Origin of the sequence: Clostridium sp., from assembly GCF_051278035.1 — a bacterium.
In the GTDB taxonomy this organism is placed as follows: domain Bacteria; phylum Bacillota; class Clostridia; order Clostridiales; family Clostridiaceae; genus Clostridium_AD.
The window spans coordinates 13,826-32,929 of the sequence record NZ_JBNMNU010000003.1 but is presented as its reverse complement, the minus strand read 5'-3'; the positions used below and the strand labels follow the sequence as shown (position 1 = coordinate 32,929).

Here is a 19,104-nt window from a genome sequence, read left to right as displayed (position 1 = left end):
TAAGATAAGAAGGAGGCAAAAATTATGGATTATAAATTGATATGTATAGATATGGATGGTACGCTACTTAATGATAAAAAAATTATTAGTAATAGGAACATTAGAGCTATAAAATTAGCAAATGAAAAAGGAGTAAGGATTGCAGTATGTACAGGAAGAATTTTTACTTCTGCCGAATTTTTTTCAGAGCTTTTGGGAGTTAAATCACCAGTAATAGCATCAAATGGTGCCTATATTATGGAGAAAGACAGAGATGAAGTGGTTTATAAGGGAACACTTGGGGCAGAAAAATGTAATAAACTTTTATCTGTATTTAAACGATATGATATACATCCACACTATTATACTGAAAACACAGTTTTTACGGAGAAATTAGAATATTCTTCGAAGTTTTATGAAGAAGTCAATAAAACACTTCCAATGGATAAGCAAATTAAGATAGAATTAGTGAAAGATTGGAATGAAGTATTTCATAAATATGAAAGTGAAATTTTTAAGGGCATAGCAGTGGATGATGACTTAGATAAAATACAAAAGGCAAAAAATGTTTTAATAAATATGGGGGACTTTGAAGTGGTAAGTTCTCGCTATGATAATTTTGAGGTAATGAACAAGGGAGTATCAAAGGGAAGTTCGGTTAAAATATTAGCTGATTATTATGGGATAACTAGGGAACAAGTTATTTGTATAGGAGATAGCGAAAATGATATATCTATGATTAAATTTGCAGGACTTGGAGTGGCTATGGGAAATGGTGACGATGATGTGAAATTGGCTGCAGGGTATATTACTGATGATAATAACTGTGATGGAGTAGCAAAGGCTATAGAAAAATTCGTGCTGGGGGTATAAACTTATGATATTATCAGGAAAACAGATTAAGAGTAAGCTCGGCGAAGAGATTAAAATAGAACCATTTGATGAAAAGCAATTAAACCCTAATAGTTATAATCTAAGATTATATAATGAACTTCTTGTATATGAGAATTTAACTTTGGATATGAAAAAAGAGAATACGTGCGAAACTCTAGTTATACCACCTGAGGGGATAGTTTTACAACCTAATAAGCTTTATATTGGTAGAACTATAGAATATACAGAAACGGATAAATTTGTCCCAATGCTTGAGGGAAGATCTTCAGTAGGAAGACTTGGACTATTTGTTCATGTAACAGCAGGCTTTGGAGATGGGGGATTCCGTGGATTCTGGACATTAGAAATTCATTGTATTCAGCCTATAAGAATATATGCTAATATTGAGATTTGCCAAATATATTATCATTCTATAGAGGGTGATTATGATAAATACACAAGTGGCAAATACCAGAATAATAAAGGGATTCAACCAAGCTTATTATATAAGGATTTTGAGAATAAAGTATAGAATGAGGGGGTATACCTATGATAGAAACTAAGCGGCTTTATATAACTTCTGCAACTGAAGCGGATATAGAAACTATTATTAAGTTAGAAAGTCATACGGATAATCGCAGGTTCATATGGAGTGGTACATTCGAGGAACATAAAGCTGAAATTTACGATAAAAACTATCTACTTTTTATATTTAAACGAAAAGAGGATAATTTAATTATTGGATTTGCACTTATTAAATTAGATTTTAAATCTGAAATCTTTGAACTTAAAAGAATTGCTATTTCTCATAAAGGAAAAGGATATGGAAAGGAAGCGCTTGCGGCACTACTTAAATATGCATTTGAAGATTTAAAGAGTAACCGTTTTTGGTTGGATGTATATCCGGATAATGCCATAGGAATTAAGCTTTATGAAGGAATGGGGATGCATTGTGATGGAGTACTAAGGCAGAACTATAAGTCTGAACGAGGTTTTTTGGATCAAGCCATATATTCCATGCTAAAAAGCGAATACTTTTACATTGTCGAAGGGAAAAACAGGATGATATGAAATGGAAATTATATCATAAGCGAGTATTTTATTTCACTATAGTATATAATTAATATAAAGAGATATAATGAGGTCCCATTATAAAATTATAATGGGACAATTTTTATGATAGAAAATATGATTAAGGGAGTATTTTAAAATGAAGAGAATGGTTTTAGATTCAATTAGAAGTGAGTACAATAAAGATATTGATAAGAAAAGAGATTTTAATAAGATTAAAAAGCTTTTCACGCTTAGAGAAAAAAATGACTTTACTTTAGATGATCAAACATGGAACGATTTAGACATGGATAAGATATATGAAAAATTGGATAGAGCTTACAGCAGTCCAGGAGAGGCGGCACTATATTCAATGCTAAGAAATCCTTTAATGGATGAGAAAAGGTTGAAAGTAAGAGGAGGACTTATTCAGTCATTTAAAGAAAATAATAAATTAAGGGAAAGTCTTCAGTGTGTTTTCTTTAACCTCAATAATGATTTTAAAAATTCTTTTTTAGATATGATGGATAACAATCTTATTATAAATAAATCTAAATATTATATTTACACTTTTCTTGGTAAGGTACTACCATTAATAGTAATTATATTTTCAATATTTGTTGATAAAAAGTATCTTATAGTTCTACTTGGACTTGCATCCATTAATATGCTTATAAATAATAACGAAGTAAAGGCTATCAAATCTACTGGTATATTCTATTTAAGAAAAACCATTGTGGCAGCTAAAAAAATTGCAAATATAGATAATAGTGAGGTTACCTATTATAGGGACAAGATAAAAGGAATACTTAAATCTATTAAGGATATAGACAGAGGAACAAAATTAATAGGGTTTGTAAATATGTGGGGAGGGTTTTTCGAATCTCTTTCCGTAATCTTTTTGTTGGAAGAAAGTGCATATTATTCTATATCCGATAAGATAAAAGAACAAAAAGAAGTCTTAATGGATCTTTACTATACAGTAGGAGAATTAGAAGCATTAATATCTATTTCAGGGTATAAGCATAATCTAGGTGAGCAATTTGTAAAACCTAAATTTATAAAGAACGTTGCTTTAAATATAGTGGAAGGAATACATCCTCTTTTACAGAAGGCTGTGAGTAATTCGATTAACATAGAAAATGGAGGGATTGTTCTTACGGGCACAAACATGGCAGGAAAGTCTACTTTTTTAAGAATGCTTGGAGTGAATATAATTTTAGCACAATGTTTTTACTTTGTTTTGGCTAAAGATTATCATGCACCCTTCTTTAATATAGTTTCATCAATTAGCCCGAGTGATGATCTAGCAAAAGGGAAGAGCTTTTACATGGCTGAGGTAGAATCAATTCATAGAATAATTAAAGCTATAGAAAACGATGTTCCCGTATTCTGTCCTATAGATGAAATATTTAGGGGGACAAACCCAATAGAGAGAATTTCTATGTCAGCAGAAATATTAAGATATATAAATAATGGGAAAACTATTTCAATTGTAGCTACTCATGATAGAGAATTAGTCCATATTTTAAAAGAGAACTATGAATTTTATTATTTTAGTGAAAGGGTTGATTCAAAGAAGGGGTTAAGCTTTGATTATAAGATTAAAAGAGGTGTATCTCAAACAAGAAATGCAATTAAACTTTTAGAATACATGAATTATCCAAAAGAAATAGTTAAACAAGCATATAAGAGGGCTGAGATAATAGAAAAAATAATGTAGTTTATAATACATGGAATATTCATTGATTTGGTATATCTTTACTATTCAATGTAAATAGGGTAATATAGCTTTAGATACTTATGAAATTTGATAAAAATAGTTAAGGATTGTCTTCAATTTATGTGAACTTAAGGAGGAATATTGTGAATTTTAATATAGTTTTATTTCAACCGGAAATCCCACAAAACACTGGTAATATTGGGAGAACTTGCGTGCTTACTGATTGCAAGCTTCACCTTATAAAACCACTAGGATTTAGTTTAGACGAAAAACAAGTTAAAAGAGCAGGGCTAGATTATTGGCCGTATTTAGATTTAGAAATACATGAGTCTTATGAAGCACTTAGAGAAAAATATAAGGAGTCGACATTTTACTATTCTACAACAAAAGCTTCAAAATTTCCTTCAGATGTAGAATTTAAAAATGGAGATTTTATAATATTTGGTAGAGAGTCCTCAGGACTTCCAGATAGTGTTCGGGATAGCAATCCAGAAAATTGCATAAGAGTGCCAATGATAAGCAGCACAACGAGGTCTCTTAATCTTTCTAACACAGTGGCTATTGTTACATATGAAGCTCTTAGGCAGATAGGATTTCCAGAGATGAAATAAGTCATATTTAAAAATGATATTTTTTATCTTCCAGAAAGTAGTCAAGGAGGGGTTAAATGCAAAAGATTAAAATAATTACAGATAGTACTTGCGATTTGAGTAAAGACATTATTAGCAAGTATAATATAGAAGTCTTGCCGCTACTTGTGAAAATAGAGGATGTAACCTATAGGGATGGGGAAGATATTAATCTTCAAGAATATTTAAAAAAAATGGAGAGTTCTTACGAGTTTCCTACAACAACTCAAGTAATTCCGCATAGATTTGAGGAGTGTTATAAAAAGTATATAGCAGAGGGATATAAAATAGTTTCTATTCATATGTCCTCAAAAATGAGTGGAACTTATCATTCAGCTTGTGTGGCTAAAGGAATGGTAGACACAGAAGACATCGTGGTAATTGATAGTTTAAATGTTACTTCAGGTCTTGGAATACTAGTTTTAAAAGCCTGTAAATTATGCGAGCAAGGGTATAATATATTTGAAATAGAAGAAAAAATAAAAGAAACTATACCCTATGTAAAAAGTTCTCTTGCTTTTGACTCGTTGGATAATTTAGTTAAAGGTGGTAGACTTTCTAAAACTGCTGGAGCTATAGGAGGACTACTTGGGATAAAATTAATTATAACTATAAAAGATGGTGAACTGGCTGTAATAGATAAAGTTCGCGGTAGTAAAAAAGCAATAAAAACTATTTTAAAAAATTTAGATAAAACTGGAATAAAAAGTGGAGAGACAAGTATTTTACTTAGAGCTAGTGATAAGAATATTTTAGAGAGTTTAAGATCACATATGAATGATCGCGAAATAGATTTTATTGAGTGCGAGGTTGGATGCGTTGTAGGGACACACGCTGGTGAAGGTGCCTGTGGTATATTTTATGTGGAAGATTATTAAGGTTTATTAAAAAGTTTATTATACAAAATACAATTATTAGAGTTATATCTTTTTTAAGATTTGCGTAGATGATAAATAAATAGCGAACTATTTGATATTTGTATCATTGCTATAGAAAAAACAAATAGAAAATATTTAAAAAACATGGTTGTTGTAAGAAAAATAGTATATAATAGAGATAAATGATTGTTAAAAATAAAACTTAATATATAAATGGATGATATTTTAGGGAGATAATTTTAAATTAGAACAATGTTGAATCTTTATAAGTATAAAACATGAAGATTTAACCAATTTAAAATAGCCGAAGGAGTAAGTTTTGCAGCCCATGCAATATGAATCTCTCAGGCACAAGTTACCGAAAATGGACATACCTCTGGAAAGCGAACAGCACCGACGGAGTAAACCTCTCAGGTAAAAAAGACAGAGTATAAAGGCATGGGGCTTTTGTACCTGTCTTTTTTGATGTTATAAAAATTTAGATTATATTGATAAAAAAATAACAATCACCAGTTTTTTTCTCGTGAAGAGTGTTAAGGAGAGGATGAATTGATAGAACCATTAATTATTGTAACCAATAATCCAATGTCAAAAGAGCAATTTGAAAGTAAGTATACGGTAGTATTTATTAAACGGTCCATGATGGATATTTTAAAAAAAGTTAGGAATAATATTCACGATGGCCATAAATTATTAACACATCCTTTAATGAGTAGTGTAAAGCCTAATGAGACACCTTATAGAACCATTTGCATATCGAAAGAGAAATTACGTGAAGTTGATTTGCAATCGTTATCTATAATAGAAGAAAGTATTATGAGTACAGAAAAATTTTTGAATGATTTTAAAACACCGCAGTGGAATGAAAAAATATTATTAGATTTTCAACTAATAGATTACGACATAATACATCATGCATTAAACTAAGGCCGCATGATTCAAGGATAAATGAGGAGGTTTTAATTATGGAACATATTTACGATACTATAATCATTGGTGGAGGCCCTGCGGGATTATCAGCTGGACTTTATGCATCAAGATCAAGAATGGATACTTTAATTATAGAAAGAGCAAAATACGGTGGTCAAGTGACTACTACCGATGAACTAGATAATTATCCGGGTTCTATTGAAAATTGTACAGGAGCATCATTAAGCAAAAGAATGAAACAGCAAGCAGAAGAATTCGGAACAAAATTTGCTAAAGAAGAAATTGTGGAAGTTGAACTTGAGGGAGATATTAAAGTAATTAAAGGTAAGAAAGAAACATACAAAGCTAAAACAATTATAATAGCTACAGGAGCTTATCCAAGACTTGGTGGGTTTAAAAATGAATTAGAGCTAAGAGGAAAAGGTGTTTCTTATTGTGCAACTTGTGATGCTGACTTCTTTACGGAATTAGATATTGCAGTACTAGGTGGTGGAGATTCAGCTTTGTCTGAAGCTATATACTTAGCTAAATTTGGTGAGACTGTTACAGTAATACATAGAAGAGATGAACTAAGAGGAGCTAAATCACTTCAAGAAAAAGCTTTTAAAAACCCGAAAATAAAATTTATATGGGATACAGTAGCAGTGGAAGCTAAGGGCGAAGAAATTTTAGAAGGCTTAGTTCTTAAAAATGTTAAAACAGGAGAGCTTAGTGATTTAAAAGTAGATGGGTGCTTTGTATTTATAGGATATCTTCCAATTTCAGAACTATTTAAAGGAATGATTAATATGAATGATAGAGGCGACGTTATTACAGATGATGAAATGAGAACTAATATACCAGGAGTATACGCAGCTGGAGACATAAGAGAAAAATTGCTAAGACAGGTAATTACAGCAGCGGCAGATGGTGCAATAGCAGCGACTCACGCTGAACATTATATTGAAGAAAAATTTAACTAGATTATAATAAAACATTTATTTGTTTTAATTTAAATGTTTTATATAATATAAATGTCTAAGTAATATATGAATATTAAATTTCATAAAGCTAAACAACCAAAATATTAGGAGGTAATTAATAATGATAGAACTTAACAAAGAGAATTTTGAGGCAGAGGTATTACAATCAGAACAATCAGTATTCGTTGATTTTTGGGGAGATAAATGCGAAATTTGTGTAGAGCTTATGCCAGGGGTACATGCGCTAGAAGAAAAATATTCTGATAAAATTAAATTTGCTTCTTTAAACATTGGTGGAGCAAGAAGAACAGCTATAGGTCAAAAAGTTTTAGGTCTACCAACAATGATTATATATAAAGGTGGAGAAAAAGTTTCTACTATAGCAGCAGATAAAATATCTTCACTTGACGATGTGGAAAACTTTATAAAAAATTATCACAATACATTATAAGTCGGTACTGAAGCTTATAGTAAAAAGCTATAAGCTATTAGATATATACACAATATCATAGGAGGTGAATGTTTTGCGTCTAGAAATTGGAAACATATTTATTAAAGATATTCAGTTTGGAGCAGAAACAAAGGTTGATAGTGGAGTTCTTTATGTAAATCAAGAGGAATTATTAAAAGAGGTTGCTGGAGATGAGAGACTTCAAAGTATTGATTTAGATATAGCAAGACCAGGAGAAGAAGTTAGAATAATTCCAGTAAAAGATGTTATAGAACCAAGAGTTAAGGTTAGTGGTAGTGGTGGAATATTCCCAGGATTTATCAGTAAGGTTGGTACAGTAGGTTCAGGGAGGACTCATGTTCTTAAAGGAGCGGCAGTTATAACTACTGGTAAAATTGTAGGATTCCAAGAAGGAATAGTTGATATGTGCGGAGAGGGAGCTAAATACACACCTTTCTCAAAAACAAACAACTTAGTAATTACATGTGAGCCTAAAGAAGGAGTGTTACAACACGATCATGAAGAGGCTGTAAGGATGGTAGGCTTTAAAGCTGCTATTTATCTTGGAAAAGTAGGGGAAAATATTGAACCTGATGAAGTGAAAACTTTTGAAACATTACCACTACTTGAACAAGTTAAATTGTACCCTGAATTACCCAAAGTAGTGTATGTATATATGCTTCAGACACAAGGACTACTTCATGATACTTATGTTTATGGGGTAGATGCTAAGAAAATAATACCTACTTTTATATATCCTACAGAAATATTTGATGGAGCTATAGTAAGTGGTAATTGTGTTTCTGCTTGTGACAAAAACCCAAGTTATGTACATATGAATCATCCAATAATTGAAGATTTATATGAAAGACATGGCAAGGACATTAACTTTATTGGATGTATTATAACTAATGAAAATGTATATCTAGCAGATAAAGAAAGATCATCTAATATGGTAGCAAAATTAGTTGAATTCATAGGAGCAGATGCTGCTATAATTTCGGAAGAAGGTTTTGGTAATCCAGATGCTGATCTTGTTATGAATTGTAATAAGATAACTGCAAAAGGAGTTAAAACTGTACTGTTAACTGATGAGTATGCTGGACAAGATGGAAGTTCTCAGTCACTGGCTGACTCAACACCGCATGCTGATGCTGTTGTAACTGGTGGAAATGCTAATGAAGTAATTACTCTTCTGCCAATGAAAAAAGTAATCGGTCACATTGAATATGCTGATATAATTGCTGGTGGACACATGGGAAGTTTGGGAACAGATGGTTCTATCTTTGCTGAAATTCAAGTTATAACTGGTGCAACTAGTGAAGTTGGATTTAACAATTTAACAGCTAAAGCATACTAATATAATTTCTTTATTGTGATTTGTTAAAATTAGTTTAATGGTAATTAAATAACCTTAGACGATAGGAAGTAGAAATAAATTAAAATATATAAACGAGAGGATGATAAAAATGTTAGAAGGAAAAAAAGCTATAGTTATCGGAGATAGAGACGGAATACCAGGTCCTGCAATAGAGGCTTGCGTTAAATCTGCTGGAGCAGAAGTAGTGTTTGCATCAACAGAATGCTTTGTCTGAACAGCCGCTGGAGCTATGGATCTGGAGATCCAACAAAGAGTAAAAGACCTAACTGAGAAGTACGGTGCTGAAAACATGGTAGTAATTATTGGAGGAGCAGAAGCTGAAGCATCAGGACTTTCAGCAGAAACAGTGGCAGCAGGAGACCCAACATATGCTGGACCGCTCGCAGGAATTGCACTAGGACTTGCGGTGTACCACGTAGTTGAACCAGAAATCAAAGATCTATGTGATGCTGCAATTTACGATGAGCAGTGTGGAATGATGGAAATGGTTTTAGAAATAGATGAAATAATAGGAGAAGTAAAACCAATTAGAGAAGAATTCTCAAAGTATACGGTTTAATTCCTTAAAGATATTTAGATGATGTACATTAGTATAAACATTAAAAAATTGCCGATTATAAATTAGCTTATATGAAATATAGCTATAAAAATTGTCAGTTCCCGTTAGAAAGGGGGAGAGATACTTGTTAAAAATCATTCATTATATTAACCAATTTTACGCTGGAATAGGTGGAGAAGAAAAAGCAAATATTAAACCGGAGATTAGAGAAGGTGTCGTTGGACCAGGTATGGGATTAAATGGTTTATTAAATAAGGGTGGCGCAGAAATAGTTGCTACTATAATTTGTGGTGACTCATACTTTGCTGAAAACATGGAAGAGGCTCAAGCTGAAATAATAGAGATGGTTAAAAAATTTAGTCCTGATTTATTTATAGCAGGCCCAGCTTTTAATGCAGGAAGATATGGTATTGCTTGTGGTGCTATGGCAACAGCTGTAAAAGAGCAATTAAATATACCAGTAATGTCTGGAATGTATGTAGAGAATCCAGGTGCTGATATGTATAAAAAACAGGTGTACCTAGTTTCAACTAAAAAGAGTGCAGTTGGAATGAGAGATGCATTACCTAAAATGGTATCACTCGCATTAAAACTCGCTAAAGGTGAAGAAATAGGTATGCCATCAGAAGATAACTATATTGAAAGAGGTATCAGGAAGAACTATTTCGCAGAACAGAGAGGTTCTAAAAGAGCAGTGGATATGCTTGTTAAGAAGCTAAAGGGAGAAGAATTTGTTACAGAATTCAAAATGCCTAGTTTCGATAGAGTTGAACCAAGTGATCCTATAGCTGACATAACTAAGGCTAAAATAGCAATAGTTACATCAGGTGGTGTAGTTCCAAAAGGAAACCCAGATCATATTGAATCATCAAGTGCTTCTAAAATATGCAAATATGATATAGAAGGAATAGATAATTTAACGTCTGAAACTCATGAAACAGCACACGGTGGACATGATCCAGTATATGCCAATGAAGATCCAGATAGAGTTATTCCAGTAGATGTGTTAAGGGATTTAGAAAAAGAAGGTAAAATAGGATCATTACACAGATATTTCTATTCAACAGTAGGTAATGGTACAGCGGTTGCATCATCCAAGAAATTTGGAGAAGATACTGCTAGAGAACTAATTGCTGATGGTGTTGATGCAGTTATATTAACATCTACATGAGGAACTTGCACACGTTGCGGAGCAACGTTAGTTAAAGAAATAGAAAGAGCAGGCTTACCTGTAGTTCATATGTGTACTATTACTCCAGTATCGGTAACGGTTGGTGCTAATAGAATAATACCTACAGTAGCGATTCCTCATCCGCTCGGAAATCCTGCCTTAAGCAAGGAAGACGAGTATAAATTAAGAAGAAAATTAGTGGAAAAAGCATTAGTAGCTCTACAGACACCAGTAGACGGTCAAAAGATATTTGAAGATTAATTTCTAGTTGTAATTAATAAATGGATTGGGGGATTTTTATGTCTCCCAGTCCATTTATGTACACACTTAATAATTGTTTTGTACGCACATACATAAATAAGGAGGATGAGTGATAATGAATTTTCCAGTTATAAAAAAGGCATCTTATATTTTAGTTAACACACCTGATATGGTAATTCATAATGGAACAACACAAACGGCAGAGAGGAATTCGAATCCTGATTCAGAGTATTTAAAAGATATTGGAAGTCATTTAAGAGAATTTGAAGAGGTGGTTGCATATGCCCCAAACCAAACATATATAGGGAATATGACTCCAGAAGAGCTGGCTGAGATGCCAAGACCTTGGTACGGAAAAAACACTGAAAATGCAGATAGATTCGGTAAATTTGGAGAAATTATGCCACAAGATGAGTTCTATGGTTTAATGAAAATTTCAGATGTTTTCGAACTTGTATTATTAGAAAATTCTTTTGCAGATAAAGTAAAAGAAAAATTGTCGAGTCATCCACTAATAGCCAGTAAAGTAGAACAAATAGTTGGAGAAAGTTTAGAAAAGATAAATGAACTTGTTGAAAATAGTGGTGCAGAAGGACTATATGAAGGGACAAACCTTGTAGGTTGCGTAAGACGTGCTCACGAATTTGATCCAAACCTTTCAGCTCATTTTATGTTAGAAAACTTAGCTGTTAAGGCTTCAGGAGTCTTAGCTGGACTGCATTTAGTTAACAACTTAGATATACCGATAGAAGATATCGGATATATATTTGAATGCTCAGAAGAAGCTGTAGGAGATATGAATCAAAGGGGCGGCGGTAATATTGCTAAAGCCGTGGGTGAAGTAGTTGGACTTACTGGTGCAACAGGATCGGATATAAGAGGATTTTGTGCTGCTCCAACTCATGCAATAGTTAACGCTGCAGCTCTCGTTAAATCAGGTATATTTAAACATGTAGTAGTTATTGCTGGTGGAGCCACTGCAAAACTGGGAATGAATGGTAAGGATCACGTTAAAAAGGGATTGTCTGTACTTGAAGATTGCCTGGGTGGATTCGCTATTCTAGTATCAGAAAATGATGGAGTTAGCCCGATACTTCGAACTGATGTAATAGGAAAACATACTATAGGACATGGCGCTGCACCACAAGCGGTACTTGAAGCATTGGTACTTGACCCATTAACTTCTATTGGACTTAAAATTACAGATGTTGATAAATATGCTCCAGAAATGCAAACTCCAGATATAACTGAGTCTGCAGGCGCTGGTGATGTACCAACACAAAACTATAAAATGATTGGAGCTCTCGCAGTTAAAAAAGGACAATTAGACAGAAAAGAGTTACCAGCTTTTATTAAGGCACATGGTTACCCAGGATTTGCTCCTACACAAGGGCACATACCTTCAGGAGTACCTATTGTAGGTCACGGTATAGATCGAATTAAAGAAGGCCTTCTAAATAATTTCATGATAATAGGTAAAGGAAGTTTATTCCTCGGTAGAATGACTAACTTATTTGATGGAATATCCATTTTAGTTGAGAAAAACCCAGGAAAAGTAGAAAGTCAAACAGGAATTAGCAAAGATGAAGTTAAGGATATGGTTTCTGACGCAATGAAAGATTTTGCTGAATATTTAATTAATAAAAATAAATAAAATGATTTAACAGTGCCGTAGGTAATGGTAGTGATTTAATAGTACCGCAGGTAATAATTAATTTGTCGCTTAGAAAAGGGGTGTAGATATGAGTGAAGATGCAACTAAACAAATGATTGCTGAAGTTTTTAATGATATAGCTAACGGTATAAAAAGCGGAAAATTTAAAAATAGTGTCAGAATTGGTTTAACTATACTCGGATCAGAACATGGCATAGAAGAAATGGTAAAAGCTGCACAAATAGCTAAAAATAAATATGAAGATTTTGTAATTATTTTAATAGGACCAAAGGTGGATGCAAACTTTGAGATTATAGAAGTTACGACTGCAGAAGAAGGTCATAAAAAGATGACGGAATTACTAGAGAATGGTTATTTAAGTGGGTGTGTTACTCAACATTTTGATTTCCCTATAGGTGTATCTACAGTTGGAAGGCTGGTAACACCAGGTAGAGGTACTGATATGATGTTAGCCACAACTACTGGAACTACATCTACAAACAGAGTAGAAGGTATGGTGCTTAATACAATTTCTGGTATTGCTACAGCTAAAGCTACAGGTATCAAAAATCCAACTGTTGGAATACTTAATTTAGATGGAGCAAGACAAGTTGAGAGGATATTAAAAGAAGTGCAAAGCAATGGATATGATCTTAAATTTGCAGACTCTTTAAGAACCGACGGTGGTGCCATTATGAGAGGGAATGACTTGCTTTTCGGAACACCAGATGTTATGGTTTGTGATTCATTAACTGGTAATCTTTTAGTTAAAACTTTCGCTTCGTTTACCACTGGAGGCAATTATGAGACTGTCGGTGCTGGATACGGACCTGGTATTGGAGAAAACTATACTAAACTTGTAAATATAGTTTCAAGATCATCAGGAGCACCACTTATAGCAGAAGCTTTAAAATATTGTGCTGCTTGTGCGGAAAATAATGTTTTGGAAATTGCAAGAGCTGAATTTGCTAAAGCTTATAAGGCCGGTTTAAGAGAAGCAATAGATAGGGTCATTAAAAAAGTAGAAAAACAAGCTGACGTAGAAGAAGTTTCGATGCCAAAGAAAAAAGTTGTTACATTTGCTATAAATGGAATAGATATACTAGAACTTGAAGACGCATGCAAGTGCTTGTGGAAACAGGGAATTTATTCTGAAAGTGGTATGGGATGTACAGGACCAATAGTTTTAGTTCCTGAAGAAGCTGGAAGCATAGCAATTGAAATTCTAAAAAAAGCTGAAATTATGAATTAAATGATATATGATGTTTTATAAATGGAAATGATAAAGAGAAACTCAAGCTAAAACAATAGTGACAGTTTCTTTTTATTTAACAAAATATTATAAGTAATAATTTAATATTTTGTTAAATAAAAAGTTGCTATTAATAAAAAACTCGTATATAATTTAGCTTAAGTCCTATTAAAACATATTTTACATATATTTTATAGTGAAAGGGTATTTGCTAAATAAGTAACCGTTAACATGTATAAGAAATTAAAAAAATCTATGTATATAAAGAGGATTTTTTTAACTTTTATAGAATATTATATTTGCCAAGTGATAAGATTTTTTAATGATTAATTAATTATTTATAGGGGGTATTATTATGAATAAGAAAAAGGTAATTGCTATACTAACAACGGTGGCTTTAGTTTCAACATTGTTTGTTGGCTGTGGAACAAAAAATGCAGAACCAAAAGCTGAAGCACCGAAAACAGAAGAGAAAGCAGCAGGAAGTGATATTATTATAGGACTTTCTACTGATGAAGGTGGATTAAATGACAAGTCCTTTAATCAATCAGCAGATACTGGGGTTAAGCGTGCCATGGATGAGGACGGTTTCACTTACAAGCCAATTGAATCTAAACAAAAAGAGGATTATAACGCAAACTTAGAAGCATTAGTTGAAGAAGATACAAATTTAACTTTTGCTATTGGATTCCAAATGGCTGATGCTTTGATAGCAGTTGCTGAAAACCATCCTGACAAAAACTTTGCAATTATAGACTCTGTTGTTGATTTGCCAAATGTAGCATCCATTACTTTTAAAGAACAAGAAGGTTCTTTCTTAATGGGAGTTATTGCTGGAAAAATGACTAAAACTAATAAAATTGGATTTATTGGTGGAAAAGATATCGCATTAATAAACAGATTTGAGGTTGGTTTTGCAGCTGGTGTTAAATCTGTTAATCCAGAAGCTGCTAAAGGTTTATTAAGTACAGGTACAGATATTGAGAACTTAGAACCAGGAACATCAGTAAGGTATGCAGCTAGTTTTGCAGACACAGTAAAAGGGACTGAACTCGCTAAATCATTATATCAAGACGGTTGCGATATAGTCTATCATGCTGCAGGTGGAGTTGGTATAGGTTTATTTATAGCAGCTAAAGAATTGAAAGACGCTGGACAAGAGGTATGGGCTATCGGAGTTGATATGGATCAAGCACTTTCTTTACCTGAATATTCTGACGTTATACTCTCAAGTATGATGAAAAGAGTTGATACAGCAACTTATGATCAATCTAAAGCTATAGTTAATGGTACATTCAAAGGTGGTTCAATAACTAATCTTGGATTAAAAGAAAAAGGCGTGGGAATAGCTGAAACATCTAGCGAAAATGTACCAAAAGAAGTTTTAGATGAAGTTAAAACTTTTGAAGATAAAATTATAGCTGGAGAAATAGTTGTTCCAACAAACAGGGAAGAAGCAATGAATTTCAAATTAAAATAATTACTATAAATTATTAGTTACTAATTTATGATTTTCAGTGTACAATAAGAGCTAGATGTTATGCATCTAGCTCTTTCTAAGAATAATGGTAGTTAGAATTATTCAAAAGAAAACACCCCTCATTTGTAGGGGGAAGTTATAACTGCACAATTATAAAGTTTAGCTGGTTTTGAAAGGAGGATGTATATGGAAAAGGTAATCCAAATGAAAGGCATAACAAAAGTTTTCCCAGGAACTATTGCCAATGACAATGTAGATTTCGAACTATTAAGAGGCGAAACACATGTTCTTCTCGGTGAAAATGGTGCGGGAAAAACAACTCTTATGAATATTCTCTATGGACTATATAAACAAGAAAAAGGTGAGATTTATGTAAGCGGTAACTTAGTGAATATAAATACTCCAAATGATGCTATTAAACTAGGCATAGGTATGGTTCATCAACATTTTATGCTCGTACATAATTTTACTGTAACTCAAAATATCGTATTAGGTGTTGAACCTAAAAAAGGCTTTAAAATTGATATGGTAAAGGCTATAAAGGATGTAAAAGAAATTTCGGGAAAATATGGGTTTGCAATTGATCCATCTGCAATTATAGAAGATATTTCTGTAGGACAACAACAAAAAGTGGAGATACTAAAGGCACTATATAGAGGTGCTGAAATTTTAATATTAGATGAGCCTACAGCAGTTTTAACACCACAAGAAATTGTAGAACTTGGAATTATAATTAAAAACCTTGAAAAAGAAGGGAAATCAGTAATACTTATAACTCACAAATTAAAAGAAGTTATGAGTATGAGTGATAGAGTTACTATAATAATGAGAGGCAAAGTAACAGGAACAGTTCAAACTAATGAAACAAGCATAGACAAGTTGGCGGAACTTATGGTAGGAAGAAAAGTTAATCTAACTATAGAGAAAAAGGCTGCTGTGATTAAAGGTGAAATATTAAAAATTGAAAATCTTTGTGCATCTGATCAAAGGGGATTACCTGCGGTAAATAATTTGAATTTAGAAGTATATGGTGGAGAAATTCTAGGAGTTGCGGGAATCGATGGCAATGGGCAAACAGAATTTTTAGAGGTTCTAACTGGACTTCGAAAACCTAAGAGTGGAACTATTACAATAAATGGTAAAAATATATACGGAATGTCGCCAAGAAATATTATGCTAGCAGGGGTGGGTCATATACCACAAGATAGGCATAAAAGAGGACTTATATTAGACTACTCAATATTTGAAAATTCAATACTTGGAATTCATAGGAATTCACCATTTAGCAAGGGTATAGTTATAAATTACACTGAAGTCAGAAAGCATTGTGCTGAACTTATCAGGGAATTTGATATTAGAACGCCAAATGCAGATGTAAGTGCATCATCATTATCAGGTGGTAATCAACAAAAACTTATAGCGGCTAGAGAAATATCCAAAGACCCAGAACTATTAATAGCTGCCCAACCTACTAGGGGCCTTGACGTTGGTGCAATTGAATATATTCACAAAAGATTAGTTCAGGAGCGTGATAAGGGGAAGGCGGTACTTTTGGTATCCTTAGAACTTGATGAAATAATGGCATTATCGGATAGAATTGCGGTAATGTATGATGGTAAAATAGTAGATATACTTAATAGAATCGACGCCACAGAGCAAAAACTTGGTATACTCATGGCTGGTGGTACACTAAGTGAAAAACAGGAAGGAGAAAAAGATAATGAATAAAGTAGGAAATAAAAATAATATTTTTATTAATACAGCAAAGAATGCCCTTAAAGCGCTTGCTTTTCCACTCTTTTCTATAATTGTCTCTATATTTGTTGCTGTGTTCTTTGTAATGTGGGCAAAAGGCTATTCTATACTTCAGTATTTCTCAGCTCTAGGGGATTTGTTTGGACTTATATATAAAGGTGGATTTGGTAATGAAAGAGTAACCTTTGTTACTATTTCAGAAGTTACTCCATTAATATTTACAGGAGTTGCAAATGCGGTAGCATTTAAATGCGGGCTTTTTAACATAGGTGTTGCTGGACAATTTATACTTGGAATGTTGGCAGCAGGATTTGTTGGAACTATTCCAGGTTTAAATCCAGTAATTCATGGGATATTAATTATTCTTGCTGGGTTTACCGCCGGTGGATTATGGGGAGCTATCCCTGGATATTTAAAGGCTAAAGTAGGTACTCATGAAGTTATTAATACAATTATGATGAATTATATAGCTATGGCGTTTGCAAATTTTCTTATACTTAGAACTGGGTTTGGAATTGAAGGTAAAGCAAGTACTGAAACTATACAAAAAAGCGCACAACTGCCTAGGTTCATGTCAGGTAGTGGAGCTAATATCAGTGTATTCTTTGCTATAGCAGTAGCTATTTTTATATTCTGGTTATTATGGAAAACTACTGTGGGATATGAAATAAGAGCGGTTGGTATAAATCCACACGCTGCAGAGTATGGTGGAATTAATGTTTCAAAAAATACTATTCTAGCTATGGTACTTTCTGGTGCAATAGCAGGAGTTGGTGGAGCAACTCATGTTGCAGGTGTCCTTCTTAATGTAAAAGACTTTATGGCACTTCCTTCTTATGGTTTTGATGGTATTGCAGTTGCACTACTTGCCAAGAGTAATCCTATTGGGTGTATCGCATCAGCATTCTTATTTGGAACATTAAATAGTAGTTCTAGAACTCTTCAATTAAATGGAATACCAAAAGAAATAGTATATTTAATACAGGCTATAATTATTATATTTGTAGCTACAGATTATATTGTTAAATACTTCTCTGAAAAGAAAAAGAAGGAGGCGATTGCAAATGAATAGTGATATTTTTATAAATTTGTTAGCGCAAACTTTAAGAATAGCTACGCCGTTAATTTTTGCGGCCCTTGGTGGTATATTTTCTGAAAAATCCGGTGTTGTTAACATAGGACTTGAGGGTATGATGGTAATAGGTGCTTTCTTTGCGGTATACGGAAGCTATAAGACTGGAAGTCCTTTAGTAGGAATACTCTACGGTGTTATAGCTGGTGGGGTTATGGGTGCAATACATGCTGTTCTTAGTATACATTTGCGTGCAGATCAAGTAATTTCAGGTACTGCAATAAATCTTTTTTCTACGGCACTTGCTAGTTTTTTAATATTCAAATTGTTTGAAGGTAAAGGTGGTCAAACGGATATAGTAAAAGGACTTGATTTTAATATACCAGATGCAATTAGGGATATACCATTAATAGGAAAATTTATTTCTGGGCTAAATTGGTTTGTTATTGGGGCAATTATCTTAGTGTTTGTATCACAATATGTACTATATAAAACACCTTTAGGACTTCGAATTAGAGCTGTGGGAGAGCATCCAATGGCCGCTGATACATTAGGGATAAATGTTTATAAAATAAGATATTTGTGTGTTATTTTATCAGGAATGCTTGCAGGCCTTGGTGGAGCAGCTTTATCTCTAGGAATAACTCCGCTTTATAGAGAAGGAATGGTAGCAGGTCGTGGATTTATTGCCTTAGCAGCAGTTATTTTCGGTAATTGGCAACCATTTGGAGCATTGGGGGCTAGTTTATTATTTGCATTTGGATCTGCATTTAATATCTTTGCACAAGGACTTAGCTGGAATTTACCTACAGAAGTATATGAGGTTATCCCATATGTGCTCACAATGCTTGCACTTGCAGGATTTGTTGGTAAAACAACAGGACCTTTAGCCAGTGGTAAGCCTTACGAAAAAGGGTCAAGATAATTTATTAGAAGATTAAAAACTCAGTTTATGTTTTCTGCTAGGGCAGAAGCTTATTCTGAGTTTTTTTATTTGCGGTTTTGGATTAAGGTATAATCTATATTTATATTTAGGGCTATGGT

Annotated in this window: 18 protein-coding genes and 1 riboswitch; all 18 genes read left to right on the top strand. The window is 33.1% G+C overall.

What is annotated here, in order from left to right:
* The first annotated feature begins 24 nt into the window (after positions 1–24).
* The 18 genes from ACJAX4_RS01170 to ACJAX4_RS01085 all read left to right on the top strand — a co-directional run bounded on the left by ACJAX4_RS01170 (position 25) and on the right by ACJAX4_RS01085 (position 18,985).
* Positions 25–852, top strand: a complete 828-nt coding sequence (locus ACJAX4_RS01170; protein ID WP_435787617.1) for a Cof-type HAD-IIB family hydrolase — start codon at positions 25–27, stop codon at positions 850–852.
* A gap of 4 nt (positions 853–856) precedes the next feature.
* Positions 857–1,384 carry a dCTP deaminase gene (gene dcd / locus ACJAX4_RS01165; RefSeq protein WP_435787616.1) on the top strand — a complete coding sequence of 176 codons (528 nt, stop codon included), beginning with the start codon at positions 857–859 and terminating at the stop codon, positions 1,382–1,384.
* 17 nt (positions 1,385–1,401) lie between these two features.
* Positions 1,402–1,923, top strand: a complete 522-nt coding sequence (locus ACJAX4_RS01160; RefSeq protein WP_435787615.1) for a GNAT family N-acetyltransferase — start codon at positions 1,402–1,404, stop codon at positions 1,921–1,923.
* 139 nt (positions 1,924–2,062) lie between these two features.
* Positions 2,063–3,625, top strand: a complete 1,563-nt coding sequence (locus tag ACJAX4_RS01155; protein WP_435787614.1) for a MutS-related protein — start codon at positions 2,063–2,065, stop codon at positions 3,623–3,625.
* Positions 3,626–3,768: 143 nt separating this feature from the next.
* The gene (locus ACJAX4_RS01150; RefSeq protein ID WP_435787613.1) at positions 3,769–4,236 is read left to right on the top strand and encodes a tRNA (cytidine(34)-2'-O)-methyltransferase; all 468 of its coding nucleotides are present in this window, start codon (positions 3,769–3,771) and stop codon (positions 4,234–4,236) included.
* Positions 4,237–4,292: 56 nt separating this feature from the next.
* Positions 4,293–5,132: a DegV family protein gene (locus ACJAX4_RS01145; RefSeq protein ID WP_435787612.1), complete on the top strand. Its 840-nt coding sequence runs from the start codon at positions 4,293–4,295 to the stop codon at positions 5,130–5,132.
* A 217-nt stretch (positions 5,133–5,349) separates the two neighbouring features.
* Positions 5,350–5,503, top strand: a riboswitch (glycine riboswitch).
* Between the two features lie 178 nt (positions 5,504–5,681).
* Positions 5,682–6,059, top strand: a complete 378-nt coding sequence (locus ACJAX4_RS01140; protein ID WP_435787611.1) for a GrdX family protein — start codon at positions 5,682–5,684, stop codon at positions 6,057–6,059.
* 38 nt (positions 6,060–6,097) lie between these two features.
* Positions 6,098–7,024 carry a thioredoxin-disulfide reductase gene (trxB, locus tag ACJAX4_RS01135; RefSeq protein WP_435787610.1) on the top strand — a complete coding sequence of 309 codons (927 nt, stop codon included), beginning with the start codon at positions 6,098–6,100 and terminating at the stop codon, positions 7,022–7,024.
* A 121-nt stretch (positions 7,025–7,145) separates the two neighbouring features.
* Positions 7,146–7,475 carry a thioredoxin family protein gene (locus ACJAX4_RS01130; RefSeq protein ID WP_435787609.1) on the top strand — a complete coding sequence of 110 codons (330 nt, stop codon included), beginning with the start codon at positions 7,146–7,148 and terminating at the stop codon, positions 7,473–7,475.
* Between the two features lie 73 nt (positions 7,476–7,548).
* A complete protein-coding gene (locus tag ACJAX4_RS01125) occupies positions 7,549–8,835 on the top strand; it encodes a glycine/sarcosine/betaine reductase component B subunit (RefSeq protein ID WP_435787608.1) in 1,287 nt (428 codons plus the stop codon).
* 109 nt (positions 8,836–8,944) lie between these two features.
* Positions 8,945–9,415: a glycine/sarcosine/betaine reductase complex selenoprotein A gene (grdA, locus tag ACJAX4_RS01120; protein ID WP_435787607.1), complete on the top strand. Its 471-nt coding sequence runs from the start codon at positions 8,945–8,947 to the stop codon at positions 9,413–9,415.
* Between the two features lie 124 nt (positions 9,416–9,539).
* Complete coding sequence (gene grdB / locus ACJAX4_RS01115) at positions 9,540–10,847, top strand: glycine reductase complex selenoprotein B (protein ID WP_435787606.1); 1,308 nt, start codon at positions 9,540–9,542, stop codon at positions 10,845–10,847.
* 115 nt (positions 10,848–10,962) lie between these two features.
* Positions 10,963–12,501, top strand: coding sequence for a glycine/sarcosine/betaine reductase complex component C subunit beta (gene grdC, locus ACJAX4_RS01110; RefSeq protein WP_435787605.1), 1,539 nt, complete (start codon positions 10,963–10,965; stop codon positions 12,499–12,501).
* An 88-nt stretch (positions 12,502–12,589) separates the two neighbouring features.
* Positions 12,590–13,753 carry a glycine/sarcosine/betaine reductase complex component C subunit alpha gene (gene grdD, locus ACJAX4_RS01105; protein WP_435787604.1) on the top strand — a complete coding sequence of 388 codons (1,164 nt, stop codon included), beginning with the start codon at positions 12,590–12,592 and terminating at the stop codon, positions 13,751–13,753.
* 355 nt (positions 13,754–14,108) lie between these two features.
* Positions 14,109–15,233: a BMP family lipoprotein gene (locus ACJAX4_RS01100; protein WP_435787603.1), complete on the top strand. Its 1,125-nt coding sequence runs from the start codon at positions 14,109–14,111 to the stop codon at positions 15,231–15,233.
* A gap of 186 nt (positions 15,234–15,419) precedes the next feature.
* Complete coding sequence (locus ACJAX4_RS01095) at positions 15,420–16,961, top strand: ABC transporter ATP-binding protein (protein WP_435787602.1); 1,542 nt, start codon at positions 15,420–15,422, stop codon at positions 16,959–16,961.
* Positions 16,954–18,060 (top strand): ABC transporter permease, encoded by a 1,107-nt coding sequence (locus ACJAX4_RS01090; RefSeq protein ID WP_435787601.1) that lies wholly within the window; start codon positions 16,954–16,956, stop codon positions 18,058–18,060. The genes ACJAX4_RS01095 and ACJAX4_RS01090 overlap by 8 nt, the downstream gene beginning before the upstream one ends.
* Positions 18,053–18,985 (top strand): ABC transporter permease, encoded by a 933-nt coding sequence (locus tag ACJAX4_RS01085; RefSeq protein WP_435787600.1) that lies wholly within the window; start codon positions 18,053–18,055, stop codon positions 18,983–18,985. The genes ACJAX4_RS01090 and ACJAX4_RS01085 overlap by 8 nt, the downstream gene beginning before the upstream one ends.
* Positions 18,986–19,104 lie beyond the last annotated feature (119 nt).